Raw genomic sequence first — 24,803 nt, forward strand, 5'->3', positions numbered from 1 at the left:
GGATCAACCTGTTCCGTTTCATCCCCCCGCAATGCTCCATGAACCGCGCCCGGCAAGTGGGGGCTTACGAGTCAAGCAAAGGAGAAAAAGCATGTCGACCGAATCGAAGTGTCCGTTCAACCATACGGCGGCCGGCGGCACGTCGAACAGGGACTGGTGGCCGAACCAGCTCAATCTCAACATCCTGCACCGGCACTCGGCGCTGTCCGATCCGATGGACAAGGATTTCGACTACGCGGAAGCGTTCAAGAAGCTCGACCTCGCGGCGGTGAAGCGCGACCTGCAGGCGCTGATGACCACGTCGCAGGACTGGTGGCCGGCCGACTTCGGCCACTACGGCGGCCTGTTCATCCGGATGGCCTGGCACAGCGCCGGCACGTACCGGACCGCCGACGGCCGCGGCGGCGCGGGCGGCGGGCAACAGCGCTTCGCGCCGCTGAACAGCTGGCCGGACAACGGCAACCTCGACAAGGCGCGCCGGCTGCTGTGGCCGATCAAGCAGAAGTACGGCCGCAACATCTCGTGGGCCGACCTGATGATCCTGACCGGCAACGTCGCGCTCGAATCGATGGGCTTCAAGACCTTCGGCTTCGCGGGCGGCCGCGTCGACACGTGGGAACCGGACGACGTCTACTGGGGTTCGGAAAAGATCTGGCTGGAACTGAGCGGCGGCCCGAACAGCCGCTACTCGGGCGACCGTGATCTCGAGAACCCGCTCGCGGCCGTGCAGATGGGCCTCATCTACGTGAACCCGGAAGGCCCGGACGGCAACCCCGACCCGGTCGCGGCGGCCCGCGACATCCGCGAGACGTTCGCGCGGATGGCGATGAACGACGAAGAGACGGTCGCGCTGATCGCCGGCGGCCACACGTTCGGCAAGACGCACGGCGCCGGCCCCGCCACGAACGTCGGCCCCGAGCCGGAAGCGGCGGGCATCGAGCAGCAGGGCCTCGGCTGGAAGAGCACGTACGCATCGGGCAAGGGCCGCGACGCGATCACGAGCGGCCTCGAAGTCACGTGGACGTCGACGCCGACGAAGTGGAGCAACGACTTCTTCAAGCACCTGTTCGGCTATGAATGGGAACTGACCAAGAGCCCGGCCGGCGCGCACCAGTGGGTTGCGAAGGGCGCCGACGAGGTGATTCCCGATGCGTTCGATCCGGCGAAGAAGCATCGCCCGACGATGCTGACAACCGACCTGTCGCTGCGTTTCGACCCGGCCTACGAGAAGATCTCGCGCCGCTTCTACGAGAACCCGGCCGAGTTCGCCGACGCGTTCGCGCGCGCCTGGTTCAAGCTCACGCACCGCGACATGGGTCCGCGTGCGCGCTATCTGGGCCCGGAAGTGCCGGCCGAGCACCTGCTGTGGCAAGACCCGATCCCGGCCGTCGACCACCCGCTGATCGACGCCGCCGACGTCGCGGCGCTGAAGGCGAAGGTGCTCGCGTCGGGCCTGTCGGTCGCGCAGCTCGTGTCGACCGCGTGGGCGTCGGCTTCCACGTTCCGCGGTTCGGACAAGCGCGGCGGCGCGAACGGCGCGCGCATTCGCCTCGCCCCGCAGAAGGACTGGGAAGTGAACCAGCCGGCGGCGCTTGCCGCGGTGCTCGAGACGCTCGAAGGCGTGCAGAAGGCGTTCAACGATGCGCAGACGGGCGGCAAGAAGGTGTCGCTCGCCGACCTGATCGTGCTCGCCGGTGCAGCCGGCGTCGAACAGGCTGCGAAGAACGCGGGTGTCGCGGTGACGGTGCCGTTCGCACCGGGCCGGATGGACGCGTCGCAAGAGCAGACCGACATCGAGGCGATGGCCGTGCTCGAGCCGGTTGCGGACGGTTTCCGCAACTACCTGAAGCACGCGTACAAGACGCCGGCCGAGGCGCTGCTGGTCGACAAGGCCCAGCTGCTGACGCTGAGCGGGCCGGAGCTGACGGTGCTCGTCGGCGGCCTGCGGGTGCTCGGCGCGAACGTCGGTGACGCAAAGCACGGCGTGTTCACCGATCGTCCGGGCGCGCTGACCAACGACTTCTTCGTGAACCTGCTCGACATGGGCACGGAGTGGAAGCCGGTGTCGGCCGCGAACGACGTGTTCGAAGGGCGCGACCGGGCGACGGGCCAGGTCAAGTGGACCGGCACGCGCGTCGACCTGATCTTCGGTTCGCACTCGCAGCTGCGGGCGCTGGCCGAGGTGTACGGCAGCGCCGACGCACACGAGAAGTTCGTGCGCGATTTCGTCGCGGCCTGGAACAAGGTGATGAACCTCGACCGCTTCGACCTCGCGTGAAAGTCGCGATGCGCTGACGCAGTCACGCTGTAAACGTGAAACGGCCGGTCGCACGACCGGCCGTTTTTTCTTCCGATTCAAGGTCTTGTCGAAGGAGTGACGACCATGACGCAAATGATGCTGAACATGCGCGCCGCGTTCACGCCGGCCGAGCTGGCGCGCCGTATCGTCGGTTTCGCGATCGTCATCGGCGGGGCGGCCGAGCTGGTCGCACAGGCGCTGCACGCGCTCGGCGGCTGAGCGCAGCGAATCGCGCGCCGCGCTAGACTGGCACGTCGCGAACGGATGCCGCACGGCGCGGCATGCGGATTGCTCGACGCGTTTTCGCCGGTTCAACATTTCGAATGAGGAGTCCCGAAGATGGCCAGGAAAGGCAACGCCACGCAGATCAACATCGGCATCAGCGACAAGGACCGCAAGAAGATCGCGGACGGCCTGTCGCGTCTGCTCGCCGATACGTTTTCGCTGTACCTGAAGACCCACAACTTCCACTGGAACGTCACGGGTCCGATGTTCAACACGCTGCATCTGATGTTCGAAGAGCAGTACAACGAACTGTGGCTCGCGGTCGACCTGGTCGCCGAGCGCATTCGCACGCTCGGCGTCGTCGCGCCGGGCACGTTCGCGGATTTCGCGAAGCTGTCGTCGGTGCCGGAAGCGAACGGCGTGCCGGCGGCCGAAGAGATGATCCGCCAGCTCGTCGAAGGGCACGAGACGGTCGTGCGCACCGCGCGCGAAATTTTCCCGATCGCCGATGCGGCGAGCGACGAGCCGACCGCCGACCTGCTGACGCAGCGCCTGCAGACGCATGAAAAGACCGCGTGGATGCTGCGGTCGCTGCTTGCCTGAATCCGGCGTGACCGGCCGTGCGTCGTGCGGCCGGTGTCAGCGGGTGATCGGCAATCGGGCGGTGTCCCGAACTGGAAGCGGGGCCGGATTGCCCGCCTCGGCATCGAATATCGGGCAGGGCGGGCCCCGCCCCGCCCATGCATCTGTCCCCTGATTGACGTATGCGGCTGCTCGGCCGCGTGCAGCGGGCCCGAGCAGCCTGCGCGCGTGCCGCCTCACCCGGCTGCGGGCCGTCCCGACATGACGCGAACCGCCGCTCGGCTCTAAAATGCCGGGATTCTCTTCCCGGTGGTTCGCCATGCTCGCCCGCTTTCCCCTGTATCTGCGGCTCGTCCGGATGGACAAGCCGATCGGCAGCCTGCTGCTGCTCTGGCCGACGCTCAACGCGCTGTGGATCGCGTCGGACGGTCATCCGCGCTGGCCGCTGCTGGTGATCTTCGCGCTCGGCACGCTGCTGATGCGCTCGGCCGGCTGCGCGATGAACGACTATGCGGACCGCGATTTCGACCGTCACGTGAAGCGCACGGCCGACCGGCCGCTGACGTCGGGCAAGATCCGCGCATGGGAAGCCGTCGCGATCGCGGTGGTGCTGTCGTTCATCGCGTTCCTGCTGATCCAGCCGCTCAACACGCTGACGAAGGAGCTGTCGGTCGTCGCGCTGTTCGTCGCCGGCTCGTACCCGTTCATGAAGCGTTTCTTCGCGATTCCGCAGGCGTATCTCGGCATCGCGTTCGGCTTCGGCATCCCGATGGCGTTCGCGGCCGTGCAGGACACGGTGCCGACGCTCGCGTGGGTGATGCTGGTGGCGAACATCTTCTGGTCGGTCGCGTACGACACCGAATACGCGATGGTCGACCGCGACGACGACATCAAGATCGGCATTCGCACGTCCGCGCTGACGTTCGGCCGCTTCGACGTCGCGGCCGTGATGGCGTGCTATGCGGTGACGCTTGGCATCTACGTGTGGATCGGCGTGACGCTCGGCTTCGGTCTCGCGTACTGGGCCGGCTGGGCCGCGGCGGTCGGCTGCGCGCTGTATCACTACACGCTGATCAAGGATCGCGAGCGGATGCCGTGCTTCGCGGCGTTCCGGCACAACAACTGGCTCGGCGGCGTGCTGTTCGCGGGGATCGCCGTGCATTACCTGCTGGCGGGGCCGGCTGCCAATTGAAGCGGTACGGGCGCCTCGCCGGCGCGCGATGCCAACAAAAAAGCGGCCGCGGCCGCTTTTTTTGTTGGCGCGGCCGGGCAAGCCCGGCCGACGACGTGGCGCTTACGCGCGACCGAGCTCGTCGCCCATTTCCTTCGCGCGTGCCTCGGCCGCGAGCGCGCCGCGCACGATCGCTTCCTTCACGCCTTGCGCGTCGAACGACGCGAGCGCGGCGGCCGTCGTGCCGCCCTTCGACGTCACGCGCTCGCGCAGCACGCTCGCCGGTTCGCCCGACTGCGCGGCGAGTTGCGCGGCGCCCGCGAACGTCGCGACCGCCAGCGCGCGGCCCTGTTCGTCGTTCATGCCGAGGCGGCGCGCGGCTTCCTGCAGCGCTTCGATGAAATAGAACACGTACGCCGGGCCGCTGCCCGAGATCGCCGTGACCGCGTCGAGCTGCGCTTCGTCGTCGAACCAGACGATCTCGCCGACCGCGCCGAGCACGTTCGACGCGAGCTCGCGACCGGCCGCGTCGACGCCCGGCAGCGCGGCGAGGCCCGTCACGCCCATGCCGACCAGCGCCGGCGTGTTCGGCATCGTGCGCACGACGCGTGCGTAGTCGCCGAGCCAGCGGGCGAGGTCGGTGCCGCGGATGCCGGCCGCGATGCTGATCACGAGCTGCGACTTTAGGTGCGGCGCGAGCGCCTGCGCGACGTCATTCAGCACCTGCGGTTTCACCGCGAGCACGATCGCGTCGTAGTCCGCGAGCGTCGCGTCGACGGCCGCGCCGGTGCGGATGTCGAACTGCTGCGCGGTGCGCGCGCGGGCGTCTTCGTTGACGTCGATGGCATACAGGCCGTCAGCGGCGACGCCGCGCTTGATCAGGCCGCCGATCAGGGCCGCGGCCATGTTGCCGCCGCCGATGAATGCGATTTTCATGGTGTCGAATTGAGCAAGTGAGTGAACGGGAAGGCGGAAAAGGGCGGCGCTCAGTGCGAATAATCGCGGGCGCCGAAGATCGCGGTGCCGACGCGCACGATGGTCGCGCCTTCGAGCACCGCGGCCTCGAGATCGGCGGACATGCCCATCGACAACGTGTCGAGCGGCAGGCCGTCGGCGCGCAATGCGTCGTACAGCGCGCGCAGCGCGCGATGCGGCACGCGTTGCGCATCGATATCGCCGGCCGGCTCGGGAATCGCCATCAGGCCGCGCAGGCGCAGCGCCGGCAGCGCGGCGACCGCGCGCGCGACGTCGGCCACGTCGGCCGGCGCGACACCGCTCTTCGACGCCTCGCCGCTGATGTTCACCTGAACGCATACGTTGAGCGGCGGCAGGTGCGCGGGGCGCTGTTCGGCGAGGCGCTGCGCGATCTTCAGCCGGTCGACCGAATGGACCCAGTCGAACCGTTCGGCGACCGGGCGCGTCTTGTTCGATTGCAGCGGCCCGATGAAATGCCATTCGAGCGCGGCGCGCAGATCCGCGAGCGCGTCGATCTTGTCGATCGATTCCTGCACGTAGTTCTCGCCGAACGCGCGTTGGCCGGCCGCATGCGCGGCGCGCACGTCGTCGGCGGGAAACGTCTTCGACACGGCGAGCAGCGAGACGGCGGCGGGATCGCGGCCGGCCGCGCGGGCGGCGTCGGCGATGCGGCGGTGAACGGAATCGAGACGGACGGCGAAATCGGACATGACGGGCACGGAAGCAGGCACGGGAAGCGAGTACGGCGGCGAATGATGACGAATGCGGCGACGAACGCGGCAGCGGATGCGGCACGGCACGCGCCGCATCGGTTCGCCCATTATACGGACGGGGCGCCGGCGGGGCCGGCCATCCGCGTCAGCCGTACAGCAGATGTTCGACGAGCTGGATCCAGTGCGCGACCGGAATCTGCGTGCCGCTTTGCAGGTGCGCGATGCAGCCGACGTTGCCGGACACGATCATCTGCGGCTCGAGTGCCTGCAGCTTCAGCAGCTTCTGCTTGCGCAGCCGGTACGACAGCGACGGCTGCGTCAGCGAATAGGTGCCGGCCGAGCCGCAGCACAGATGGCTGTCGGCCGGCAGCCGCACGTCGATGCCGAGCGTCTCGAGCAGGCGCTCGACCTTGCCGCGCGACTGCTGGCCGTGCTGCAGCGTGCACGGCGGGTGGTACGCGACGGTATGGATCGCGCGGCGCCGCGCGAGCGTCGCGATCTCGGCCTCGAACGCGAGCAGCACGTCGGAGATGTCGCGCGTCAGCGCGACGATGCGCTGCGCCTTCTCCGCATAGGCCGGATCGTCGCGCAGCAGGTGCGCGTATTCGAGCACCGTCGCGCCGCAGCCCGTTGCGTTCATCACGATCGCCTCGGCGCCTTGCTCGACGTACGGCCACCACGCGTCGATGTTGCGGCGCGCGTCGTCGAGCGCTTCGTCGTGATAGTTCAGGTGCAGGCGGATCGCGCCGCAGCAGCCCGCGTCGGGCGCGACGATCGTCTCGACCCCGAGCGCGTCGAGCACGCGCGCGGTCGCGATGTTGATGTTCGGCAGCATCGACGGCTGCACGCAGCCGGCGAGCATCAGCATCTTGCGCGAATGGGGGCGCTGCGGCCATTCGAGCAGCCGCGTGCGCGGCGGCACCTTGTCGCGCAGCCGTTTCGGCAAGAGCGGCCGCATGTGCTGGCCGAGCCGCATGAGCGGCGAGAACAGCGCCGCGTTCGGCACGAGGCTGGCGAGCACGCGGCGCACGAGCCGTTGCTGCACCGGGCGCTGCACTTGCGCCTCGACGTGCTTGCGGCCGATTTCGACGAGCCGGCCGTACTGGACACCCGACGGGCAGGTCGTCTCGCAGCTGCGGCAGGTGAGGCAGCGGTCGAGGTGCTGCTGCGTGCTGCGCGTGACGGGCGCGCCTTCGACCATCTGCTTGATCAGGTAGATGCGGCCGCGCGGGCCGTCGAGTTCGTCGCCGAGCAGCTGATAGGTCGGGCACGTCGCGGTGCAGAAGCCGCAATGCACGCACTTGCGCAGGATCGCGTCGGCCTCGTCGCCGTCGGGCGTATTGCGGATGAAATCGGCGAGGTTCGTTTGCATCGATCTTAGGGTCTGTTTATATATGGAACGCGCATGCGTTGCCACGAGAACGGCCGCTCGCGAGGCGCGTGACGCCGCGAATACTGGCGTATTCGCAAGGAGCGCAACGCGGCGAGCGGCCGTTCTCGTGGCAACCCCTAATCAAAAGATTCATTCCACGGGAATGCCCGAAATCGCCCGTATGGCGGCGTCGCTCGTCGCTTGTTTGGCTCGGCCAAACGGCGCTCCTCACTTCTTGCCCTACGCGCGATTTCGGGCATTCGCATGTGCGTTCCATATATAAACAGACCCTAAAGATCAGGGTAAAGCCGGCCGCGGTTGAAGATGCGCGCGGGATCGAACGCAGCCTTCAGCCCGCGGTGAATCTTCATCAGCGGCGCGGGCAGCGGCGTGAACACGCCCGCGCTGCGGTCGTACGACTCGCCCGCGCGGAACAGCGTCGCATGGCCGCCGGCCTGCTTCGCGCTCATGCGCACCGTCTGCGCGTCGGCGTCGGTGATCCACCAGCGCTGCGCGCCGCCCCATTCCATCAGCTGGGTGCCGGGCAGGTGCATCGGTTCGGTGATCGACGGCAGCGCGAGCCGCCACAGCGCATAGCCGGGCGGGATGCCGTTGAAGAACGGGTCGGTGTGCTCGCGCACGGCTGCCCAGAAGCGCTCGGCCTCGACCGCGTCGACGACTTCGCCGCCGAGCAGCGTCTTCGCCGATTTCACGGCCGCCTCGGCGCCCGACAGCCGCAGCACGAGCGTGCCGTTGCGCCACGCGCTCGCGCTGACGGGCAGCGGATGGCCGCCCCATTCGTTGAGCTTGCGCACCGCGTCGGTCGCGGTCATCTCGAACTTCAGCGTGACTTCGGCGACGGGCACCGGCAGCACCTTGATCGACAGCTCGAGCATCAGCCCGAGCGTGCCGAGCGAGCCGGCCATCAGCCGCGACACGTCGTAGCCGGCGACGTTCTTCACGACCTGCCCGCCGAAGCGCAGCGCTTCGCCGCGGCCGTTCATCAGCGTGACGCCGAGCACGAAATCGCGCGGCGCGCCGCAGGTCGCGCGGCGCGGCCCCGCGAGGCCCGCCGCGACGCAGCCGCCGACGGTGGCCGCGCGGCCGAAGTGAGGCGGCTCGAACGGCAGCATCTGGCCGCACTCGGCGAGGACGGCTTCAAGCTGCGCGAGCGGCGTGCCCGCGCGGACCGTGACGACGAGTTCGGCCGGGTCGTACGACACGACGCCCTGAAACGCGCGCGTGTCGAGTATTTCGCCGTCCAGCGCCTGGCCGTACCAGTCCTTGGTGCCGCCGCCGCGAATCCGCAGCGGCCGGCCGTCGGCACTGGCGGCGCGGACGCGTTCGGCCCATCCGGCGACGATGTCGTCCTCTTCCATGTTGTATTGCTGCCTCGTTGTTGTCCGGTCGATTGTACCGGGGTGGCGCGAATCCACATCGCGACTATCCCTAAGCCACGCATGACGAATGCATGCGGGCGTCGCCGCGCGCACGGCCGGCGCGGGCAGGGCGGCACATCGCGGCCCGCGCGGCGGCACGGGCCGCGCACCGCGCGGCGCTCAGAAGCGCGGCAGGTCGGGGTGCGGCAGCAGCCCTCCGCGCACGTGCTGGCGGCCGTATTCGGCGCAGCGCGCGCGGGTCGGGATGCCCTTGTCGGGGTTCAGCAGCCCGGCCGGATCGAACGCGCGCTTGACCGCGAAGAACGCATCGCGCTCCTGCGGCGAGAACTGCACGCACATCGAATTCAGCTTTTCGATGCCGACGCCGTGCTCGCCCGTCACGCTGCCGCCGAATTCCACGCAGCATTCGAGGATTTCCGCGCCGAACTGCTCGGCGCGGTGCAGCTCGTCCGGATCGTTCGCGTTGTAGAGGATCAGCGGATGCATGTTGCCGTCGCCGGCATGGAACACGTTGATGCAGCGCAGCCCGTAGCGCGTCTCGAGCTGCTCGATGCGGGCGAGCAGCGGGCCGATCGCACGGCGCGGCACGGTGCCGTCCATGCAGTAATAGTCGGCGGAAATGCGCCCGGCGGCCGGGAACGCGTTCTTGCGGCCGGACCAGAAGCGCAGCCGCTCGCTTTCGTTGCGCGACACCTGGATGCGCGTCGCGCCATGCTCGCGCAGCACGGCCGTCATGCGGACGATTTCCTCCGCGACTTCTTCGGGCGTGCCGTCCGATTCGCACAGCAGGATCGCCTTCGCGTCGAGGTCGTAGCCCGCGTGCGTGAACGCCTCGACGGCCTGGGTGGCCGGCTTGTCCATCATCTCCAGCCCCGCCGGGATGATCCCCGACGCGATGATCGCGGCGACCGCCTCGCCGCCCTTCACGACATCGTCGAAGCTCGCCATCACGAGCTGCGCGGTCTGCGGCTTCGGGATCAGCTTCACCGTGATTTCGGTGACGATCGCGAACATCCCTTCGCTGCCGATCATCACCGCGAGCAGGTCGAGGCCCGGCGCGTCGAGACCGAGCGAGCCGAATTCGACGACCTCGCCGTCGATCGTGACCGCGCGCACGCGCATCACGTTGTGCACCGTCAGCCCGTATTTCAGGCAATGGACGCCGCCGGAATTTTCCGCGACGTTGCCGCCGATCGTGCAGGCGATCTGCGACGAAGGATCGGGGGCGTAGTACAGCCCGTAAGGCGCGGCGGCTTCCGAAATCGCGAGGTTGCGCACGCCGGGCTGCACGGTGGCCGTGCGCGCGTACGGATCGACCTCGACGATGCGCGTGAAGCGCGCGAGCGACAGCACGACGCCGTTCGCGATCGGCAGCGCGCCGCCGGACAGGCTCGTGCCGGCGCCGCGCGGCACGATCGGCACTTCCATGCGGCGGCAGATCTGCACGATCCGCTGCACCTGCGATTCGGTTTCGGGCAGCGCGACCGCGAGCGGCAGCCGGCGGTACGCCGACAGGCCGTCGCATTCGTACGGCGCGGTGTCTTCGTCGCGGAACAGCAGGCAATGCGTCGGCAGCACGGCCATCAGCGCCTGCACGACTTCGCGCTGGCGCTGCGCGCGGGTCGCGCTCGACAGTTCGACGGAAGCGTTCATTGGGTCTCCAGTCGGGGCGCGGCGGCGCGCCGCCGTGTCAGCACGTGAAGATCTTGCCGGGATTCATCAGGTTGCGCGGATCGAGCGCCAGCTTGATCGCGCGCATCGCGTCGATCGCGTTGTCGCCGTGCTCCTTCGGCAGGAAGCGCATCTTGTGCAGCCCGACGCCGTGTTCGCCGGTGCAGGTGCCGCCGAGGCGCAGCGCGCGCTCGACGATCCGGTCGTTGATGCGTTCGGCTTCGTCGATTTCCTCGGGCTTGTCGGGATCGATCAGGATCGCGACGTGGAAATTGCCGTCGCCGACGTGGCCGACGATCGGGCAGGGCAGCGACGATGCGCGCAGGTCGATCTCGGTTTCCTCGACGCACGCGGCGAGCTGCGAGATCGGCACGCACACGTCGGTCGTCACCGCGCGGCAGCCGGGCTTCAGCTGCAGCATCGCGAAGTACGCGTTGTGGCGCGCGGCCCAGAGCCGCGTGCGGTCCTCGGGGCGGGTCGCCCATTCGAAGCCCTGGCCGTTGTTCTGGCCCGCGAGCGCCTGCACGAGCTCGGCCTGTTCCTTCACGCCGGCCTCGGTGCCGTGGAATTCGAAGAACAGCGTCGGCGCTTCGGCGAGCGTCAGGTTCGAATGGCGGTTGATCGAGCGCACCGCGAGCGCGTCGACGAATTCGACGCGCGCGATCGGCACGCCGATCTGGATCGTTTCGATCACCGTGCGCACCGCGTCGCCCATCGACGGGAACGTGCAGATCGCGGCCGACACGGCTTCGGGCAGCGGATGCAGGCGCAGCGTGATCTCGGTGATCACGCCGAGCGTGCCTTCGGAGCCGACGAACAGGCGCGTGAGGTCGTAGCCGGCGGACGACTTGCGCGCGCGCGAGCCCGTCTTCACGACGCGGCCGTCGGCGAGCACGGCGGTCAGGCCGAGCACGTTCTCGCGCATGGTTCCGTAGCGCACGGCGTTGGTGCCCGACGCGCGGGTCGCGGTCATCCCGCCGATGCTGGCGTCGGCGCCCGGATCGATCGGGAAGAACAGGCCGGTGTCGCGCAGCGCTTCGTTGAGCGCCTTGCGCGTGATGCCCGGTTCGACCGTGACCGTCAGGTCTTCCGCGTTGATCGACAGCACGCGGTTCATTTCCGACAGGTCGAGCGAGACGCCGCCGCGCACCGCGAGCAGATGACCTTCGAGCGACGAGCCGGCGCCGTACGGGATCAGCGGCACGCTGTAGAGCGCGCACAGCGACACGACTTCGCGGACTTCATCGGCGTTGCGGGCGAACACGACGGCGTCGGGCAGCTGCGGATCGAACGGCGATTCGTCGCGGCCGTGATGGGCGCGCACGGCGTCGGCGGTCGACACGCGCTCGCCGAAGGCGGCGCGCAGCGCATCGAGCATGGCGGGGGGCAGCGGGCGGCGCGTGGCGGCCGGCGGGGCAGGGTGATTCACGAATGTCTCCTGACGACTGCTTGTCAAACTTTCGGTCCATTCTACGCTGGAACGCCCGCTGCGCCCGCCGCCGCGGGCTGCGATAATCGCGTACCAACCCAACCGGGCCGCATCGCGGCCGCGCACGAGAGGACATTCGCATGGGCAACCGCTTGAGCAAGATCGCGACGCGCACGGGCGACGACGGCACCACGGGCCTCGGCGACGGCCGGCGCATCGGCAAGGACGACGCACGGATCGCCGCGATCGGCGACGTCGACGAACTGAACTCGAATCTTGGCGTGCTGCTCGCCGAGACGCTGCCGGACGACGTGCGCACGGCGCTCGTCACGATCCAGCACGACCTGTTCGATCTCGGCGGCGAGCTGTGCATTCCCGGCCATGCGGTGCTCGACGACACGCACCTCGCGCGCCTCGACACGTGGCTGGCCGACTACAACGCGACGCTGCCGCCGCTGAAGGAATTCATCCTGCCGGCCGGCTCGCGCGCGGCATCGCTCGCGCACGTCTGCCGGACGGTGTGCCGCCGCGCGGAGCGCTCGATCGTCGCGCTCGGGCGCACCGATACGCTCAATGACGCGCCGCGGCGTTACGTGAACCGGCTGTCGGACCTGCTGTTCGTGCTGGCGCGTGTGCTGAACCGCGCGGATGGCGGCTCGGACGTGCTGTGGGAGCGCGGGCGCGTCCGCTGACCCCCGGCGTCGTGTTTCCGCACTGCGACAATTTGCCCGACGGACGTCTGTTTTTAAAGATGTATCGTAAGCGCATGTTTAACGGAGAACGACATGACCCACATCACCGCTGACCAGATGGCTCGCGTGAAGGCCACTGCCCCTGTCCTCGCCGTGCACGGCGCGACGATCACGAAGCATTTCTACCAGCGCATGTTCGCGCGGCATCCGGAACTGAAGAACCTGTTCAACCAGACGCACCAGAAGACCGGCAGCCAGCCGGAAACGCTCGCGAAGGCGGTCTATGCGTATGCGGCGAACATCGACAACCTCGGCGCGCTCGGCGGGGCGGTGTCGCACATCGCGCACAAGCACGCGAGCCTGAACATCCGCCCCGAGCATTACCCGATCGTCGGCGAGAACCTGCTCGCGTCGATCGTCGAAGTGCTCGGCGATGCGGTCGATGCTCAGACGATCGAGGCATGGCGCGTCGCGTACGGCCAGCTCGCGCAGATCCTGATCGGCGCCGAGGCCGACCTGTACGCGGGCGCAGCGTGGAGCGGCTTCCGTCCGTTCAAGGTTGCCCGCAAGGTGCGTGAGAGCGACGAGATCACGTCGTTCTACCTGACACCCGCCGACGGCGGCGACGCGCCGACCTTCGCGCCGGGCCAGTACGTCACGGTGAAGCGCTTCGTCGGCGATCTCGGCGTCGATCAGCCGCGCCAGTACAGCCTGTCCGACGCGCCGCACGGCAAGTGGCTGCGCATCTCGGTGAAGCGCGAGGCCGGCCAGCCGGAAGCGATCCCGGCCGGCAAGGTGTCGACGCTGATGCATGACGGCGTGGAGGAGGGCGCGATCGTCGAGGTGACGGCGCCGATGGGCGAATTCTCGCTGAAGCGCGGCGCCGATACGCCGGTCGTGCTGATCTCAGGCGGCGTCGGGCTCACGCCGATGGTGTCGATGGCCTCGACGCTGGTCGGCGAAGGCAGCACGCGTGAAGTGCGGTTCGTCCACGCATGCCGGTCGGGCGCGGTGCATGCGTTCCGCGACTGGCTGAACGATACGGTGCGCGAACACGCGAACATGAAGCGCACGGTGCTGTACGAGCTGGTCGGCCCGAACGATCGCGTCGGCATCGATCACGACCTCGAAGGGCGCCTGACGCCGGAACGCGTGAAGCAATACGCGCTGGTGGCGGATGCCGACTACTACATCTGCGGCCCGATCGCGTTCATGAAGGCGCAACGCGATGCGCTGGTCGCGCTCGGCGTCGCGCCGGAACGCATCAACACCGAAATCTTCGGCTCGGGCGCGCTCGAGTGAGGATCTGACGGCCGGTTCCGGCCGGGGCAATGAAAAAACCCGGCGCGAGCCGGGTTTTTTTCGTGCTGCGCGGCATTATGTCTGAGTTACCCCTAGCGCTCTAAAGTGCCTCGGCGGATGGTTAGTAGGGAGCGTGTGGAGTTATAGCGGTAGTAGCGCAAAAAAGCTCGAACTTTCCGTTGCGAAATTCGCTGTAATGGCATTGAGCCGTGGAGCGACTATACGACTTTTTAAGTAAGCTTGCGATGCTTAAAGGATCGTTTTGGTGGGGAAGTGGAATGATGATTTATTTGCAAACTATTATTCTTTGATTGATGCTTTCTGTTTATAAGAATAAATCGACAAATGCGACTACTATCTGGCATTGAAATCTAGATTTTTAAAGTGCAATACAGTTTGCATTCACAATAAATGCGTGCAGTTAAGTGTTACAAAACGCGCGCCATCGTGCCGCAAAGGCGAACGGGTGTGCGTGCGGAGAATAGGTCTATTTCCATACGAATCAAGGCAGAACGCGAAGCTCGTTTGACCTGGAAAGTTTTGAAAACCTCGTATTAAAGTTTTCGTAATTTTCACTTCGTGGGGTTGCGGCATCGGTATCCGGTACGACGTTCAGCCGTTCGCTGCTCTGATTTATATTCTTCGCCGGTTGCAATCCGTCTATTGCTGGCCTAGGCTTAAGCGATAAATCTGTAACATTCCGTAATGCAGCTCGCCTCGTTGTGAGCGTCCTTGGTGTCCGGGGAACGTGCAGTAGTGAATTAAGGCGAATCGGCGACTATGGACACTTGCTTCCAGCACGCACTCTCGATACTCCATCGGTAGCGCCCTGGCACGCCCACCCAGGCGTACGCATGCGCTTGTCTCTCTTGCTCACGAAGCACAGAGGTCGGTCGATTGCGTCATTCGCCTAGATATCAGCCCCAGCAACACCTTTGGCAAACTTTTACGCCATCACCGTCCGGCACTGCGTCGGTCGTTGTCCGTTGGCTCTTCGAACAGCGTCCCAGCAGTTCCGGCTCTCCTCAAGAACACGCTTTGGCCTGTTGGAGGTCGCCATGAACAACCTAGTTCTTCTGCTGAAGAGAGCATTGCAGACATCGGCAATCGTTATATCGGTTGCAACGGCATTCACCGGATGTGGCGGGGACAGCGGCAGCGCGGTCGGGGCGGCCGTGACCCGCGACGCTGTTGCACCCGCAGCTGTCACGAACACTCAAATTGTCCCGCCGAACGGGACGTTCGAGGGGCAAACGTATGCCGAGTGGGCGGCCTCATTTTGGCAGTGGGCGTTGGCACTGCCGGTCAATGACCCAACCCTGCCGCATCCGTTTAACGACTGCACTCGCCCCATCTCAGCGGGGCAAACCGGGGACGTCTGGTATTGGTCCGCACCCGACAGTCCCAATCAGATGTGCAATCAGTCCGCGACGATTATCCCGGCGGGCAAGGCCATCTTTCTGACCATGCTCGATGTGGAGGCCTCGTCGCTCGATGACCCGCCCTTCTTCGCCACTACCGCAGCCGGGCAACAAGCCATCGCCGAAAAGTTCTTCAGCCGCATCGGCAACCTGTTCTGCACTATTGACAATGTGCCTGTCACTAATCTCACGACCTATCATGCCGAGACCCGGCAATTTCACTTTCATGCCCCCACGCCATGGATTTTTGAAAATACCGGCGGAAACGGCACATCAGTGGGAGAGGGCTATTTTCTGATGCTGCAGTTGCCGCCTGGTTCGCACACGATTCATTACGGAGGCACAATCCACCTGCTTGCCAATGACCTGTACCCCGGGTCCCCAGCGTTCGATATCGTCAAGGACGTTACCCTGCTGCTTACGATGGGCAGGTAAATCGCCGATCGCCGGACGGCAGGCTCTCGCCTTGCCGTGCTCGAAGCGAGAGGTCGCACGGTTGCCGGTACGGGGTGCCTCACGTGTTCAAGTTGCCGTCCGTGGTTGCCGCGCAGCGCCGCCCGTTGCGCGCACCGAGACACTGCCTCCAAGGAGGCCACCATGGAAATTCCTTCCCTGGCGCGTAATGAGCGCGCCTCCAGATTTCCATATTTCTTGAAAGCCGCCGGTACCTCGCTGGTCGCCATCGTCGTAGTGCTGCTGGCAGCCAGTGGTGGAGGCGGTGATTCCGGGGGGACTGCAGGGTCCGGGGCGTCGACCAAATGCGACGGCGGTCGGCGACAGTTGCGGCGCGCCTTCAGCCGCCCACAGCGCGATATGCGTGTCGAGCAACAGCTTCACGCGCGAGTCCTCGCTCGGCGCTGGCATCGAAATCGGCGGCAATCGATTCGTCGCCGGCGTTGAATGCTTCGACGGTCGTCGGGATGTTCAGGCCGGCAAGCAGCTGACGAGCGGCGCCGATGCGGCGAGGCGCCGTGTAGGGAACGATGCAGGCGACCGGATGGCCATTGCGGGCGATCACGACTTCGGATTCGCGCCCCAGTTCCAGTGCCTCGACGAGACTTGAAAGCCGCGACTTGGCATCATGCATGTTGACGGTCGACATGAGTACCTCCGGTTAGCTAGGGCGTGTTAGCTAGCCTAGCAGGACCGGATACCGGCCGCAGTCGAACCATGGCAACCCGCTGGCAAGCGGGAAGCCACGGTCCGGGCCGGTGTCGCCTGTCAGTTCCCGCTGCCGCGCGCGACGCGGCGCGCCTTCACCGATTCCGCGAGGCCTTCGAGCACCTTCACGCTGTCGTCCCACGCGATGCACGCGTCGGTGATGCTCTGGCCGTAGGTCAGCGGGCAGCCTTCCTTCAGGTCCTGGCGCCCCTCGACGAGGTGCGACTCGATCATCACGCCGACGATGCGCTCGTCGCCGGCCGCGACCTGGCGGCCGATGTCCGCGCACACGGGAATCTGGTTCTCGTGCTTCTTCGAGCTGTTCGCGTGGCTCGCGTCGATCATCAGGCGCGCGGCGAGGCCGGCCTTGCCGATGTCCGCGCACGCGGCGTTCACGCTGTCCGCGTCGTAGTTCGGCGTCTTGCCGCCGCGCAGGATCACGTGGCAGTCCTCGTTGCCGGCCGTCGACACGATCGCCGAATGGCCGCCCTTCGTCACCGACAGGAAATGGTGCGGCTGCGATGCGGCCTTGATCGCGTCGACCGCGATCTTCACGTTGCCGTCGGTGCCGTTCTTGAAGCCGACCGGGCACGACAGCCCCGACGCCAGCTCGCGGTGCACCTGCGACTCGGTCGTGCGTGCGCCGATCGCGCCCCACGAGATCAGGTCGGCGATGTACTGCGGGCTGATCATGTCGAGGTATTCGGTCGCGGCCGGCAGCCCCATCTCGTTGATCTGCAGCAGCAGCTCGCGCGCGGTGCGCAGCCCTTCGTTGATCTTGAAGCTGTTGTCGAGGTGCGGATCGTTGATGAGCCCCTTCCAGCCGACCGTCGTGCGCGGCTTCTCGAAGTACACGCGCATCACGATTTCCAGCTCGCCGTTGAAGCGCTCGCGCTCCTTCACGAGCCGCCCCGCGTACTCGATCGCCGCCTTCGTATCGTGGATCGAGCACGGCCCGATCACGACGATCAGCCGGTCGTCCATCCCGTGCAGGATGCGGTGCATCGACTGGCGCGAGTTGTAGATCAGCTCGGACGCGGCCTCGGAGCACGCGAATTCGCGGATCAGGTGGGCGGGCGGCGTCAGTTCCTTGAGTTCGCGGATGCGGACGTCGTCGGTGTTGTGCGGGGGCATGCTGTTTCTCCTGGTTTTGCGGGCGCCGTTCGGTCAGTGCGCGTGCGGCAGATTCATCGATTCAAGCGATTCAGTGATTTCGGTCGGGGCCGCGGGATCCGCTGCGGCGGCGACCGGGTGGCGAAGGGCGAAAAAAAACCGCCGGGTTCGCCGGCGGTTTTTCGGGAATTTCGGTTGCGCTTCACGCGCCATCAACCCTCTCGATCCGCCAGCGGTCTGAGATGCCAAAAAAAGTAAAAATAAAACTTGGCGGACATGACGGAGATTCGGTTCGTCAAAAAAGTTGATTCGGAATTTATACCCGGTCGCCGCGTCGCTGGCAACCGGGGGTGCTCAAAAATGCGGAGAATCCGCGCACTTTTGCCAAAATGCGCGGATTGTCTGCGCCGCGATGCGGTTATGCCGTACCGCCGACCGTCATCTTGTCGATCCGCAGGGTCGGCTGGCCGACGCCGACCGGCACGCTCTGGCCTTCCTTGCCGCACACGCCGACGCCCGAGTCGAGCGACATGTCGTTGCCGATCATGCTCACGTACTTCAGCGATTCCGGGCCGCTGCCGATCAGCGTCGCGCCCTTCACCGGGTAGGTGATCTTGCCGTTCTCGATCATGTACGCCTCGGACGCCGAGAACACGAACTTGCCGTTCGTGATGTCGACCTGGCCGCCGCCGAAGTTCACCGCGTACAGGCCGTTCTTCACCGACGCGATGATTTCCTGCGGATCCTTGTCGCCGTTCAGCATGTACGTGTTGGTCATGCGCGGCATCGGCAGCGCCGCGTACGACTCGCGCCGCGCGTTGCCGGTGACGGGCATCTTCATCAGGCGCGCGTTCAGCGTGTCCTGGATGTAGCCCTTCAGGATGCCGTCCTCGATCAGCGTCGTGCACTGCGTCGGGTTGCCTTCGTCGTCGATGTTCAGCGAGCCGCGGCGGTTCGGCAGCGTGCCGTCGTCGACCACCGTCACGCCCTTCGCGGCGACCTGCTCGCCGATCCGGCCGGCGAACGCCGACGAACCCTTGCGGTTGAAGTCGCCCTCGAGGCCGTGGCCGATCGCCTCGTGCAGCAGCACGCCCGGCCAGCCCGGCCCCAGCACGACGGTCATCGCGCCGGCCGGCGCGGGGCGCGCGTCGAGGTTGACGAGCGCCGCGTGCACGGCGTCGTCGACGTAGCGCGACAGCACGTCGTCGGTGAAGTAGCCGTAGTCGAAGCGGCCGCCGCCGCCGCCGGAGCCGATCTCGCGGCGGCCGTTCTGTTCGGCGATCACCGTGACCGACACGCGCACGAGCGGGCGGATGTCGGCCGCGAGCGCGCCGTCGCTGCGCGCGACCAGCACGACGTCGTATTCGCCGGCGAGGCCCGCCATCACCTGCGTGACGCGCGGGTCGCGCCCGCGCGCCATCTGCTCGATGCGCTCGAGCAGCTTGACCTTCGCGGTCGCGTCGAGCGACGCGAGCGGATCGGACGGCAGGTACAGGTCGCGGCCCGAGATGCCCTTCAGGGAAGTGGCCGCCTTGATCTTCTGGCGGCCGCCGCCGGCCGCCGCGATCGCCTTGGTGGCCGCGGCCGCCTGCGCGATGGCTTCCGGCGACAGGTCGTCCGAGTACGCGAACGCGGTGCGATCGCCCGCGACCGCGCGCACGCCGACGCCCTGGTCGATGCTGAAGCTGCCCGACTTCACGATGCCTTCCTCGAGGCTCCACGCTTCGCTGCGGGTCGCCTGGAAGTACAGGTCGGCGTAGTCGACGCGATGCGTGAAGATGTCGGCGATCGTGCGCGTGAGCAGGCTCTCGTCGAGGCCGTACGGCGTGAGGAGGATGTCCTTCGCCAGCGCAAGATTGCGGATGCCGGGTTCGATGATGTTCATGCGGGTATCGAGGGTTCTCAAAAAGTTGTCGGGTGCGTTCTGGGCAGATGGGTTGGCCGGGCGGCGTTTCAAGCGCCGGGCGGTTCAGCGGTTCAGGCCAGCACGCGATGCCGCCACGCGGGCAGGCTCTGGCGCACGTCGGCGATGCGCTGCGGATCGAGCGCGCCGGTCACGACGCTCGCGCCTTCGTCGCGGACCGCGACGATCTCGCCCCACGGGTCGATCAGCATGCTGTGGCCCCAGGTGCGCCGGCCGTTCTCGTGCTTGCCGCCTTGCGCGGCCGCGAGCACGTAGCACTGGTTCTCCACGGCCCGCGCGCGCAGCAGCATTTCCCAGTGCGCGCGGCCCGTCGTATACGTAAACGCCGACGGCACGACGATCAGCGCGCAGTCGCCCATCCTGCGATACAGCTCCGGAAAGCGCAGATCGTAACAGACCGACAGGCCGACCCGCCCGAACGGCGCGTCGAACGCGACGACCGTGTCGCCCGCGCGGATCGTGCGCGCCTCGTCGAACGATTCGTCGCCTTTCTCGAAGTTGAACAGGTGGATCTTGTCGTAGCGGGCGGCTTCCTGGCCGTTCGGGTCGAACACGAGCGTCGTGTTCAGCACGCGATCGGGCTCCGGCGCCTTCAGCGGCAGCGTGCCGCCGATCACCCAGATGCCGTGACGGTGCGCGGCCTCCGACAGGAAGCGCTGGATCGGACCGTCGCGGTAGGGTTCGGCGAGCGCGAGCTTGTCGGTGTCGCGATGGCCCATGAAGCAGAAATACTCGGGCAGCAGGACGAGCTGCGCGCCGTCGCCGGCCGCTTCCGCGATCAGGCGGCCGGCTTCGGCGAGATTGCGTGCGACGTCCGGCGTGCTCACCATCTGCAGCGCGGCGACCCGAAAGGGCGTGGCGGAACGGGTGTGATCGGTCATCGCTGGATCGGTTGCGTCATAAATGGGGTGCGGCCCGGCACCCTGCGCGCGTCAGTGGCTCGCCGCATCGGCCGGACCGTGATTCATCTTACCCTGATCGCCTCGCACCCGCTCGATGTGCGGATGCGCCCACGAGCCCGTGATCGCGTAGTCGAGCGCGAACGCGTGCGACAGCGTCTCCGACAGCGCGTAGTTCGCGGCCAGCACGCCGACACCCAGCAGCGGATTGATGATCGCGGCCGCGATTGCTGCCGTGCCGGCGCCGATCTTCGGCGCGACGTGCGCGTGCAGGTCCTGCGTCTCGGCGCCGAGGTCGACCGCGCCGCGCACCGTCACGTTCGCCGGCGCCGTCGTCATCGAGAAGTCGTCGGTGCGCGCGATCCCGTTCGAGATCCGGCTGGTGCCCGTGATCTTGTCGAACGGCAGCCCCTTGCCGATCACGTCGCGGAAATTCAGCGTCAGGAAGCGCGCGAGGCTCTGCAGGCTCAGCACGCCGAGCAGTTTCGCGGCACCCGGATCGACCTTCAGGATCTGGCCGTGTTCCAGGTCGAGCGCGACCTGGCCGCCGAGCGACGGCAGATCGACCGCGGTCGGGCCGCCGCGCCAGCCGACCTTGCCGGTCACGGTGCCGTGGCCGTTTGCAAGCGTGCGCGGCAGGCCGACGAGGTCGAGCAGCGCGCCCGCGTTGCCGACGTCGAGCTTGAAGTCGAACACGCTGCGGCGCGGCGCTTCGTTTTCGTCGACGCCGCGGGCCAGCGCGCGGCGCGACGTGCGCCAGTTGCCGGTCGCCGTCAGCTTCGCGGCCGGGTTCGCCAGCTCGAACTTGTCGAGCTGCCACACCGGCGCGCCGTCTTCCTCGAGGTTGCGCGCGTTGACGACGAGCCGGCCGATGTCGTGATCGCGCGCGACGACCTGGTCGACGATCAGGTCGACCGACGGCATCGGCCGGTCGGTCGGCGTCGGCAGGTTCATCGCGCGGCCGACGAGGTCGTGCTGCGCGCTCTGCGGGATCACGAGCTTCGCGAGCCGCGCGTTCAGCACGCCCGCACCGTTGTGGCCGCCGCCCGGCGCCCACGACAGGTAGCCCGAGACCTGGTTCGACGCGATGTTCGCCTGCCACAGCTCGTCGACGTGCGACGCGCCGATGATCACGTTTTCCCAGTTGCGCTTGAGCAGCTTCAGCGTGCCGAAGTGGAGCGCGAAGCGCTTCGGCGTGAAGCTCGCGACGTCGACGCGCGGCGCGGCCTGCGGCTCCGGCGCGCGCGGCGTGTCGTGCTGCAGCGTGCGGGCGAGCGCGAGCCACGCGTCGGCATCCAGTTCGTCGACGTCGACGGCGGCGCTCACGCCGTCCTGCGGCAGATCGGGCATCCGGTGGATGCCCATCGCGCCGCGCACCGCGCGCAGCGGCTGGCCCGACGTGGCGTCGAGCAGGTAGGTCGCGGACACGGGCCCGAGCGTCAGGTCGGCATGCTCGAGGCGCTTGCCGCCGGCCTGGGCGGCCGGCTGCAGCGTGAAGCGGAACGGCATCGGCGTGCCGGCCGGTTTCGCGAACGGCGCCGGGAAATTCAGCGCGACGCCCGTCAGGTCGGAATGCGCGGTGACCTCCGGCAGGCGGCCCGGCGCGCCACGCACGGCGAGCTGGTACGGCGCGTCGCCGACCACGTGCTCGAGCAGCGCCGCGGCCGTGCCGCGCAGGTTCAGGCCGCGCGCCGCGTCGAGCGCGAGCTTGCCGTCGACGTCCACCGCGTACGGGCCGTGCGACTGGAAGTTGCCGTTCGCGCGCACCGGGCCGCCAAGGAAGCGCCCCGACAGCTCGTGCAGCGACGCGCCGGCCTCGCTGAAGCGCACGCTGCCGCGCAGCGCGGACAGCGGCGGCACGCCGTCGGTCGACAGCGTGTTGCCGCCGAACGCGAGTGCGCCCTCGACGTGCGTATGCGGATGCGGAACGTGCTGCGGAATCGTGATCTTGAGCGCGAGCGCCGCGGGCCCCTGCGCATCGATCCGCTGGCCGATGTGCCCGCTCATCGCGCCGAGCGAGCTGTTGTCCGCGTAGTCGATCAGGTCCGCGAGCGGGCCTTGCGCATGGCCGTCGATGACGAGCGGCGACTTCGACGGATTGCCGAGATCGTCGATCCGGCCGGCGACCTTCGTCAGCGCGACGCGCTTGTAGTGCGCGCGCGCGATGTCGAAGCGCAGCTTGTTCTGCGCGAGCTCGAACACGCCGTCGATTCCGTCGAGTGCGGGCCAGATGCTCGGCGTGCCGTTCGCGAGCTTGCGCGGCGGGTACGGCGTCGGCTCGAAGCGCCCGCCGGTGAACGGCGCGACGATGTGGAACACGCCGGCGTCCGGCTCGTGTTCGAACGGGAATTTCTCGAGCGGGCCGCGGGCGACGATCGACGCCCCCTTGGTCACCTGGCCGTCCTGCAGCGCATGGCCGAGATAGTCGCGCAGGTGCTCGGACATCCCGGTCGGCAGGTAGCGCGGGATGCGCGCCACCGATGCGCGCGCGAAATCCGCGCGCAGGTCGAGCGAGCCACGGCCGTGGCCGGGGTTCGTGTACGTCCCCGACACCGCGATTTCCGCATCGGGGTTCGCGACGAACAGGTCGGGCAACGTCACGTCGACGCGCGCGTGCTTCTCGCCCGGCGCCGGCGTGATCACCCATTTCGCGTTGCCGCGCAGCCGGTCGAAGGTCAGGCGCGGCTCGTCGAATTCGCCGGGTACCGTGACCGCCGCATTGACCGTGTCGAAGTGCGCGCTGCCGCCGGTTTCGTTCGCGTCGATGCGGCCCCACAAATTCTCGACGCCCGGCCAGCCGGCGCGCGGGTGACCGCGCGGGGAAAGACCCGGCGGCGGCTCCTGCGCGGCGACGCTGATGCCCTGCAGATCGCCGAGGAAACGGTAGCGGACGATCGGCGCGGCGCCGGTGCGCCGCTCTTCGTCGGCGAGCTCGGCCCGCGCCGGCTTCGCGCGTTCGACCTCGATGTGATAGTTCGACACCATCCCGCGCGGGTCGAGCTTGATCAGCTCGTTGCGCAGCCGCGCGGGCAGCGGCAGCCCGCGGATGAACTCGCTGAGGATGCCGAGATCGACACGGTCGCCGACGACGCTCAGCAGCTGCCCCTGGTCGGCGGTCGGCACGCGGTAGCGGGCAGTCAGCGTCGACAGCGCGAGCGAACGGGCGAGCGGCGTGCCGTCCGGCAGCGGCGGCTGGCCGAGCTCCGCGTTGAAGCGCGTCAGGTGCAGCGTGTAGTCGTGGCCGGCGTCCAGCGCCATGTCCCAGCCGAACCCGACCGTCGGCACGTCGAGGCGCGGCTGGGTCGGTCGGACGCGCAGCACGACGTCGGCGCCCTGCAGGTCGCCGCCCGCGGAGCGCAGGTGGCCGTCCTGGAAGGTCGCCCAGATCGCGTTGTCGATCCGGCCCGCGTGGATCGTGAGCGGAATGTCGAGATAGCGGCCGAGCGTCTGCAGGTCGACCGGGCCGGTCGACAGGTACGCGTCGCCGGTCCAGTTCGTCGGCTTGCCGATCGGCGCGAGCGGCTTGTGGCGGAAACGCGCGCGGAAATCGAGCGGGCCGAGCAGCAGCGTGCCGTTCGCGGGCGCCTGCAGCGCGGCCTTGTGCTCGCGGCCGTGGTTGAGCACCGCGAGGCGGATGCCGGACAGCGCGAGTTCCGGTGCGTCGTGCTGCGCGTCGCGCCAGCGCAGCGTGCCGTTGCGCAGCACGATCGCTTCCTGCTTCAGCAGCCACGTGCCGAACGTGTCGTTGCCGCCGTGAGTGGTCGCGACGCCGACGCCCGCGACGCTCAGCGAGCCGTCGGCGGCGCGCGCGACGACGAGGTCGGGATGGTCGACGATCAGGCTCGACAGCGCGGGCGACAGCCGCAGCAGCGACATCCACGACAGCGCGGCCGTCGCGTGCGGGACCGACAGCGCGATCTGGCCGTCACGGCCGCGAATGGTGAGGTTGGCGACTTCGACGCCCGGCTGCATGCCGGACCAGTGCGGAGACAGCTTGCCGATCGAAAGCTGCGCGTGCAGCTTGTCGGACACCGCGCGCTCGATGCGCGGGCGGTATTCGTCGATGCGCGGCAGCAGCACGTAGCGCATCCCGAGGAACACGCCGGACGCGACGAAGTACGTGCCGATCCCGACTGCCAGCGTCACCCTGAACACGCGACGCAGGACCGGATGATCGTGCTTCGGAGGTCCCGCTTCGGGCTCAGCTACGGCGGATTCCTGACGGTCGGACATGCGGCGGAAGGGCGGCGATATGGTAGTTTTGCAGACTGACGTTGAAATGTATCACACGGGTTCGTGCCGGCGGCCGTTGAGGCCGCACGGCACGGGCTTTCCTGCGCGCGGTTGTCGCGGCGGCGCACCCGCGTCGCGACACCGCGCCGAGTCCAAGGGGCCTGTCGGCAGCGGGACGCGCACGCGTTGTCCCGCAGCGGGGCCTTACTGCCAGGCCCGCT

General features: G+C 67.7%; 18 protein-coding genes and 1 pseudogene. 7 read left to right on the top strand and 12 right to left on the bottom strand.

Features of this window, described 5'->3' with window-relative positions:
* The first annotated feature begins 91 nt into the window (after positions 1 to 91).
* The 4 genes from katG to ubiA all read left to right on the top strand — a co-directional run bounded on the left by katG (position 92) and on the right by ubiA (position 4,298).
* Entirely contained in the window at positions 92 to 2,278 is a 2,187-nt protein-coding gene (katG, locus tag U4012_RS05780; RefSeq protein ID WP_044844026.1) for a catalase/peroxidase HPI, read from the top strand.
* Positions 2,279 to 2,383: 105 nt separating this feature from the next.
* Positions 2,384 to 2,518, top strand: coding sequence for a hypothetical protein (locus U4012_RS05785; protein ID WP_268906939.1), 135 nt, complete (start codon positions 2,384 to 2,386; stop codon positions 2,516 to 2,518).
* Between the two features lie 120 nt (positions 2,519 to 2,638).
* Complete coding sequence (gene dpsA, locus U4012_RS05790; RefSeq protein WP_044844027.1) at positions 2,639 to 3,127, top strand: non-specific DNA-binding protein DpsA; 489 nt, start codon at positions 2,639 to 2,641, stop codon at positions 3,125 to 3,127.
* 298 nt (positions 3,128 to 3,425) lie between these two features.
* Positions 3,426 to 4,298 (top strand): 4-hydroxybenzoate octaprenyltransferase, encoded by an 873-nt coding sequence (gene ubiA / locus U4012_RS05795; protein WP_044844028.1) that lies wholly within the window; start codon positions 3,426 to 3,428, stop codon positions 4,296 to 4,298.
* 102 nt (positions 4,299 to 4,400) lie between these two features.
* Here the strand turns inward: ubiA and proC are convergent, their stop codons facing one another.
* The 6 genes from proC to U4012_RS05825 all read right to left on the bottom strand — a co-directional run bounded on the left by proC (position 4,401) and on the right by U4012_RS05825 (position 11,837).
* A complete protein-coding gene (gene proC, locus U4012_RS05800; RefSeq protein WP_321796887.1) occupies positions 4,401 to 5,213 on the bottom strand; it encodes a pyrroline-5-carboxylate reductase in 813 nt (270 codons plus the stop codon).
* Between the two features lie 50 nt (positions 5,214 to 5,263).
* A complete protein-coding gene (locus U4012_RS05805) occupies positions 5,264 to 5,962 on the bottom strand; it encodes a YggS family pyridoxal phosphate-dependent enzyme (protein WP_321796889.1) in 699 nt (232 codons plus the stop codon).
* Between the two features lie 148 nt (positions 5,963 to 6,110).
* Positions 6,111 to 7,337: a glycolate oxidase subunit GlcF gene (gene glcF / locus U4012_RS05810; RefSeq protein ID WP_044844030.1), complete on the bottom strand. Its 1,227-nt coding sequence runs from the start codon at positions 7,335 to 7,337 to the stop codon at positions 6,111 to 6,113.
* A gap of 290 nt (positions 7,338 to 7,627) precedes the next feature.
* The gene (gene glcE, locus U4012_RS05815) at positions 7,628 to 8,716 is read right to left on the bottom strand and encodes a glycolate oxidase subunit GlcE (RefSeq protein ID WP_044844031.1); all 1,089 of its coding nucleotides are present in this window, start codon (positions 8,714 to 8,716) and stop codon (positions 7,628 to 7,630) included.
* A 180-nt stretch (positions 8,717 to 8,896) separates the two neighbouring features.
* Positions 8,897 to 10,390 (bottom strand): FAD-linked oxidase C-terminal domain-containing protein, encoded by a 1,494-nt coding sequence (locus U4012_RS05820; RefSeq protein ID WP_044844032.1) that lies wholly within the window; start codon positions 10,388 to 10,390, stop codon positions 8,897 to 8,899.
* A 37-nt stretch (positions 10,391 to 10,427) separates the two neighbouring features.
* On the bottom strand, positions 10,428 to 11,837 hold the full coding sequence (locus U4012_RS05825; RefSeq protein WP_044844033.1) for an FAD-binding oxidoreductase: 1,410 nt from the start codon (positions 11,835 to 11,837) through the stop codon (positions 10,428 to 10,430).
* Between the two features lie 140 nt (positions 11,838 to 11,977).
* On the opposite strand from U4012_RS05825, the gene U4012_RS05830 reads away from it, so the two are divergent.
* The 3 genes from U4012_RS05830 (at position 11,978) to U4012_RS05840 (ending at position 15,687) form a co-directional block, all read left to right on the top strand.
* A complete protein-coding gene (locus U4012_RS05830) occupies positions 11,978 to 12,529 on the top strand; it encodes a cob(I)yrinic acid a,c-diamide adenosyltransferase (RefSeq protein ID WP_044844034.1) in 552 nt (183 codons plus the stop codon).
* 93 nt (positions 12,530 to 12,622) lie between these two features.
* The gene (gene hmpA, locus U4012_RS05835) at positions 12,623 to 13,831 is read left to right on the top strand and encodes an NO-inducible flavohemoprotein (RefSeq protein WP_321796894.1); all 1,209 of its coding nucleotides are present in this window, start codon (positions 12,623 to 12,625) and stop codon (positions 13,829 to 13,831) included.
* 1,058 nt (positions 13,832 to 14,889) lie between these two features.
* Positions 14,890 to 15,687, top strand: a complete 798-nt coding sequence (locus U4012_RS05840) for a hypothetical protein (protein ID WP_321796896.1) — start codon at positions 14,890 to 14,892, stop codon at positions 15,685 to 15,687.
* Positions 15,688 to 15,996: 309 nt separating this feature from the next.
* Here U4012_RS05840 and U4012_RS35885 read toward each other — a convergent pair.
* The 6 genes and pseudogenes from U4012_RS35885 to U4012_RS05865 all read right to left on the bottom strand — a co-directional run.
* A pseudogene (locus U4012_RS35885) lies at positions 15,997 to 16,089 on the bottom strand (type II toxin-antitoxin system VapC family toxin); the annotation flags it as partial.
* Entirely contained in the window at positions 16,046 to 16,354 is a 309-nt protein-coding gene (locus U4012_RS05845; protein WP_321796898.1) for a type II toxin-antitoxin system Phd/YefM family antitoxin, read from the bottom strand. The pseudogene U4012_RS35885 and the gene U4012_RS05845, both read right to left, overlap by 44 nt.
* Positions 16,355 to 16,473: 119 nt before the next feature.
* Positions 16,474 to 17,547: a 3-deoxy-7-phosphoheptulonate synthase AroG gene (aroG, locus tag U4012_RS05850; protein WP_044844038.1), complete on the bottom strand. Its 1,074-nt coding sequence runs from the start codon at positions 17,545 to 17,547 to the stop codon at positions 16,474 to 16,476.
* Positions 17,548 to 17,944: 397 nt separating this feature from the next.
* Positions 17,945 to 19,411 (bottom strand): metalloprotease TldD, encoded by a 1,467-nt coding sequence (tldD, locus tag U4012_RS05855; RefSeq protein ID WP_057926717.1) that lies wholly within the window; start codon positions 19,409 to 19,411, stop codon positions 17,945 to 17,947.
* 92 nt (positions 19,412 to 19,503) lie between these two features.
* Complete coding sequence (locus tag U4012_RS05860; RefSeq protein WP_044844040.1) at positions 19,504 to 20,331, bottom strand: carbon-nitrogen hydrolase family protein; 828 nt, start codon at positions 20,329 to 20,331, stop codon at positions 19,504 to 19,506.
* A gap of 51 nt (positions 20,332 to 20,382) precedes the next feature.
* On the bottom strand, positions 20,383 to 24,582 hold the full coding sequence (locus U4012_RS05865) for a YhdP family protein (RefSeq protein WP_321796904.1): 4,200 nt from the start codon (positions 24,580 to 24,582) through the stop codon (positions 20,383 to 20,385).
* Between the last annotated feature and the right edge of the window lie 221 nt (positions 24,583 to 24,803).

The organism is Burkholderia sp. BCC1988 (assembly GCF_905339895.1).
Taxonomy (GTDB): Bacteria; Pseudomonadota; Gammaproteobacteria; order Burkholderiales; family Burkholderiaceae; genus Burkholderia.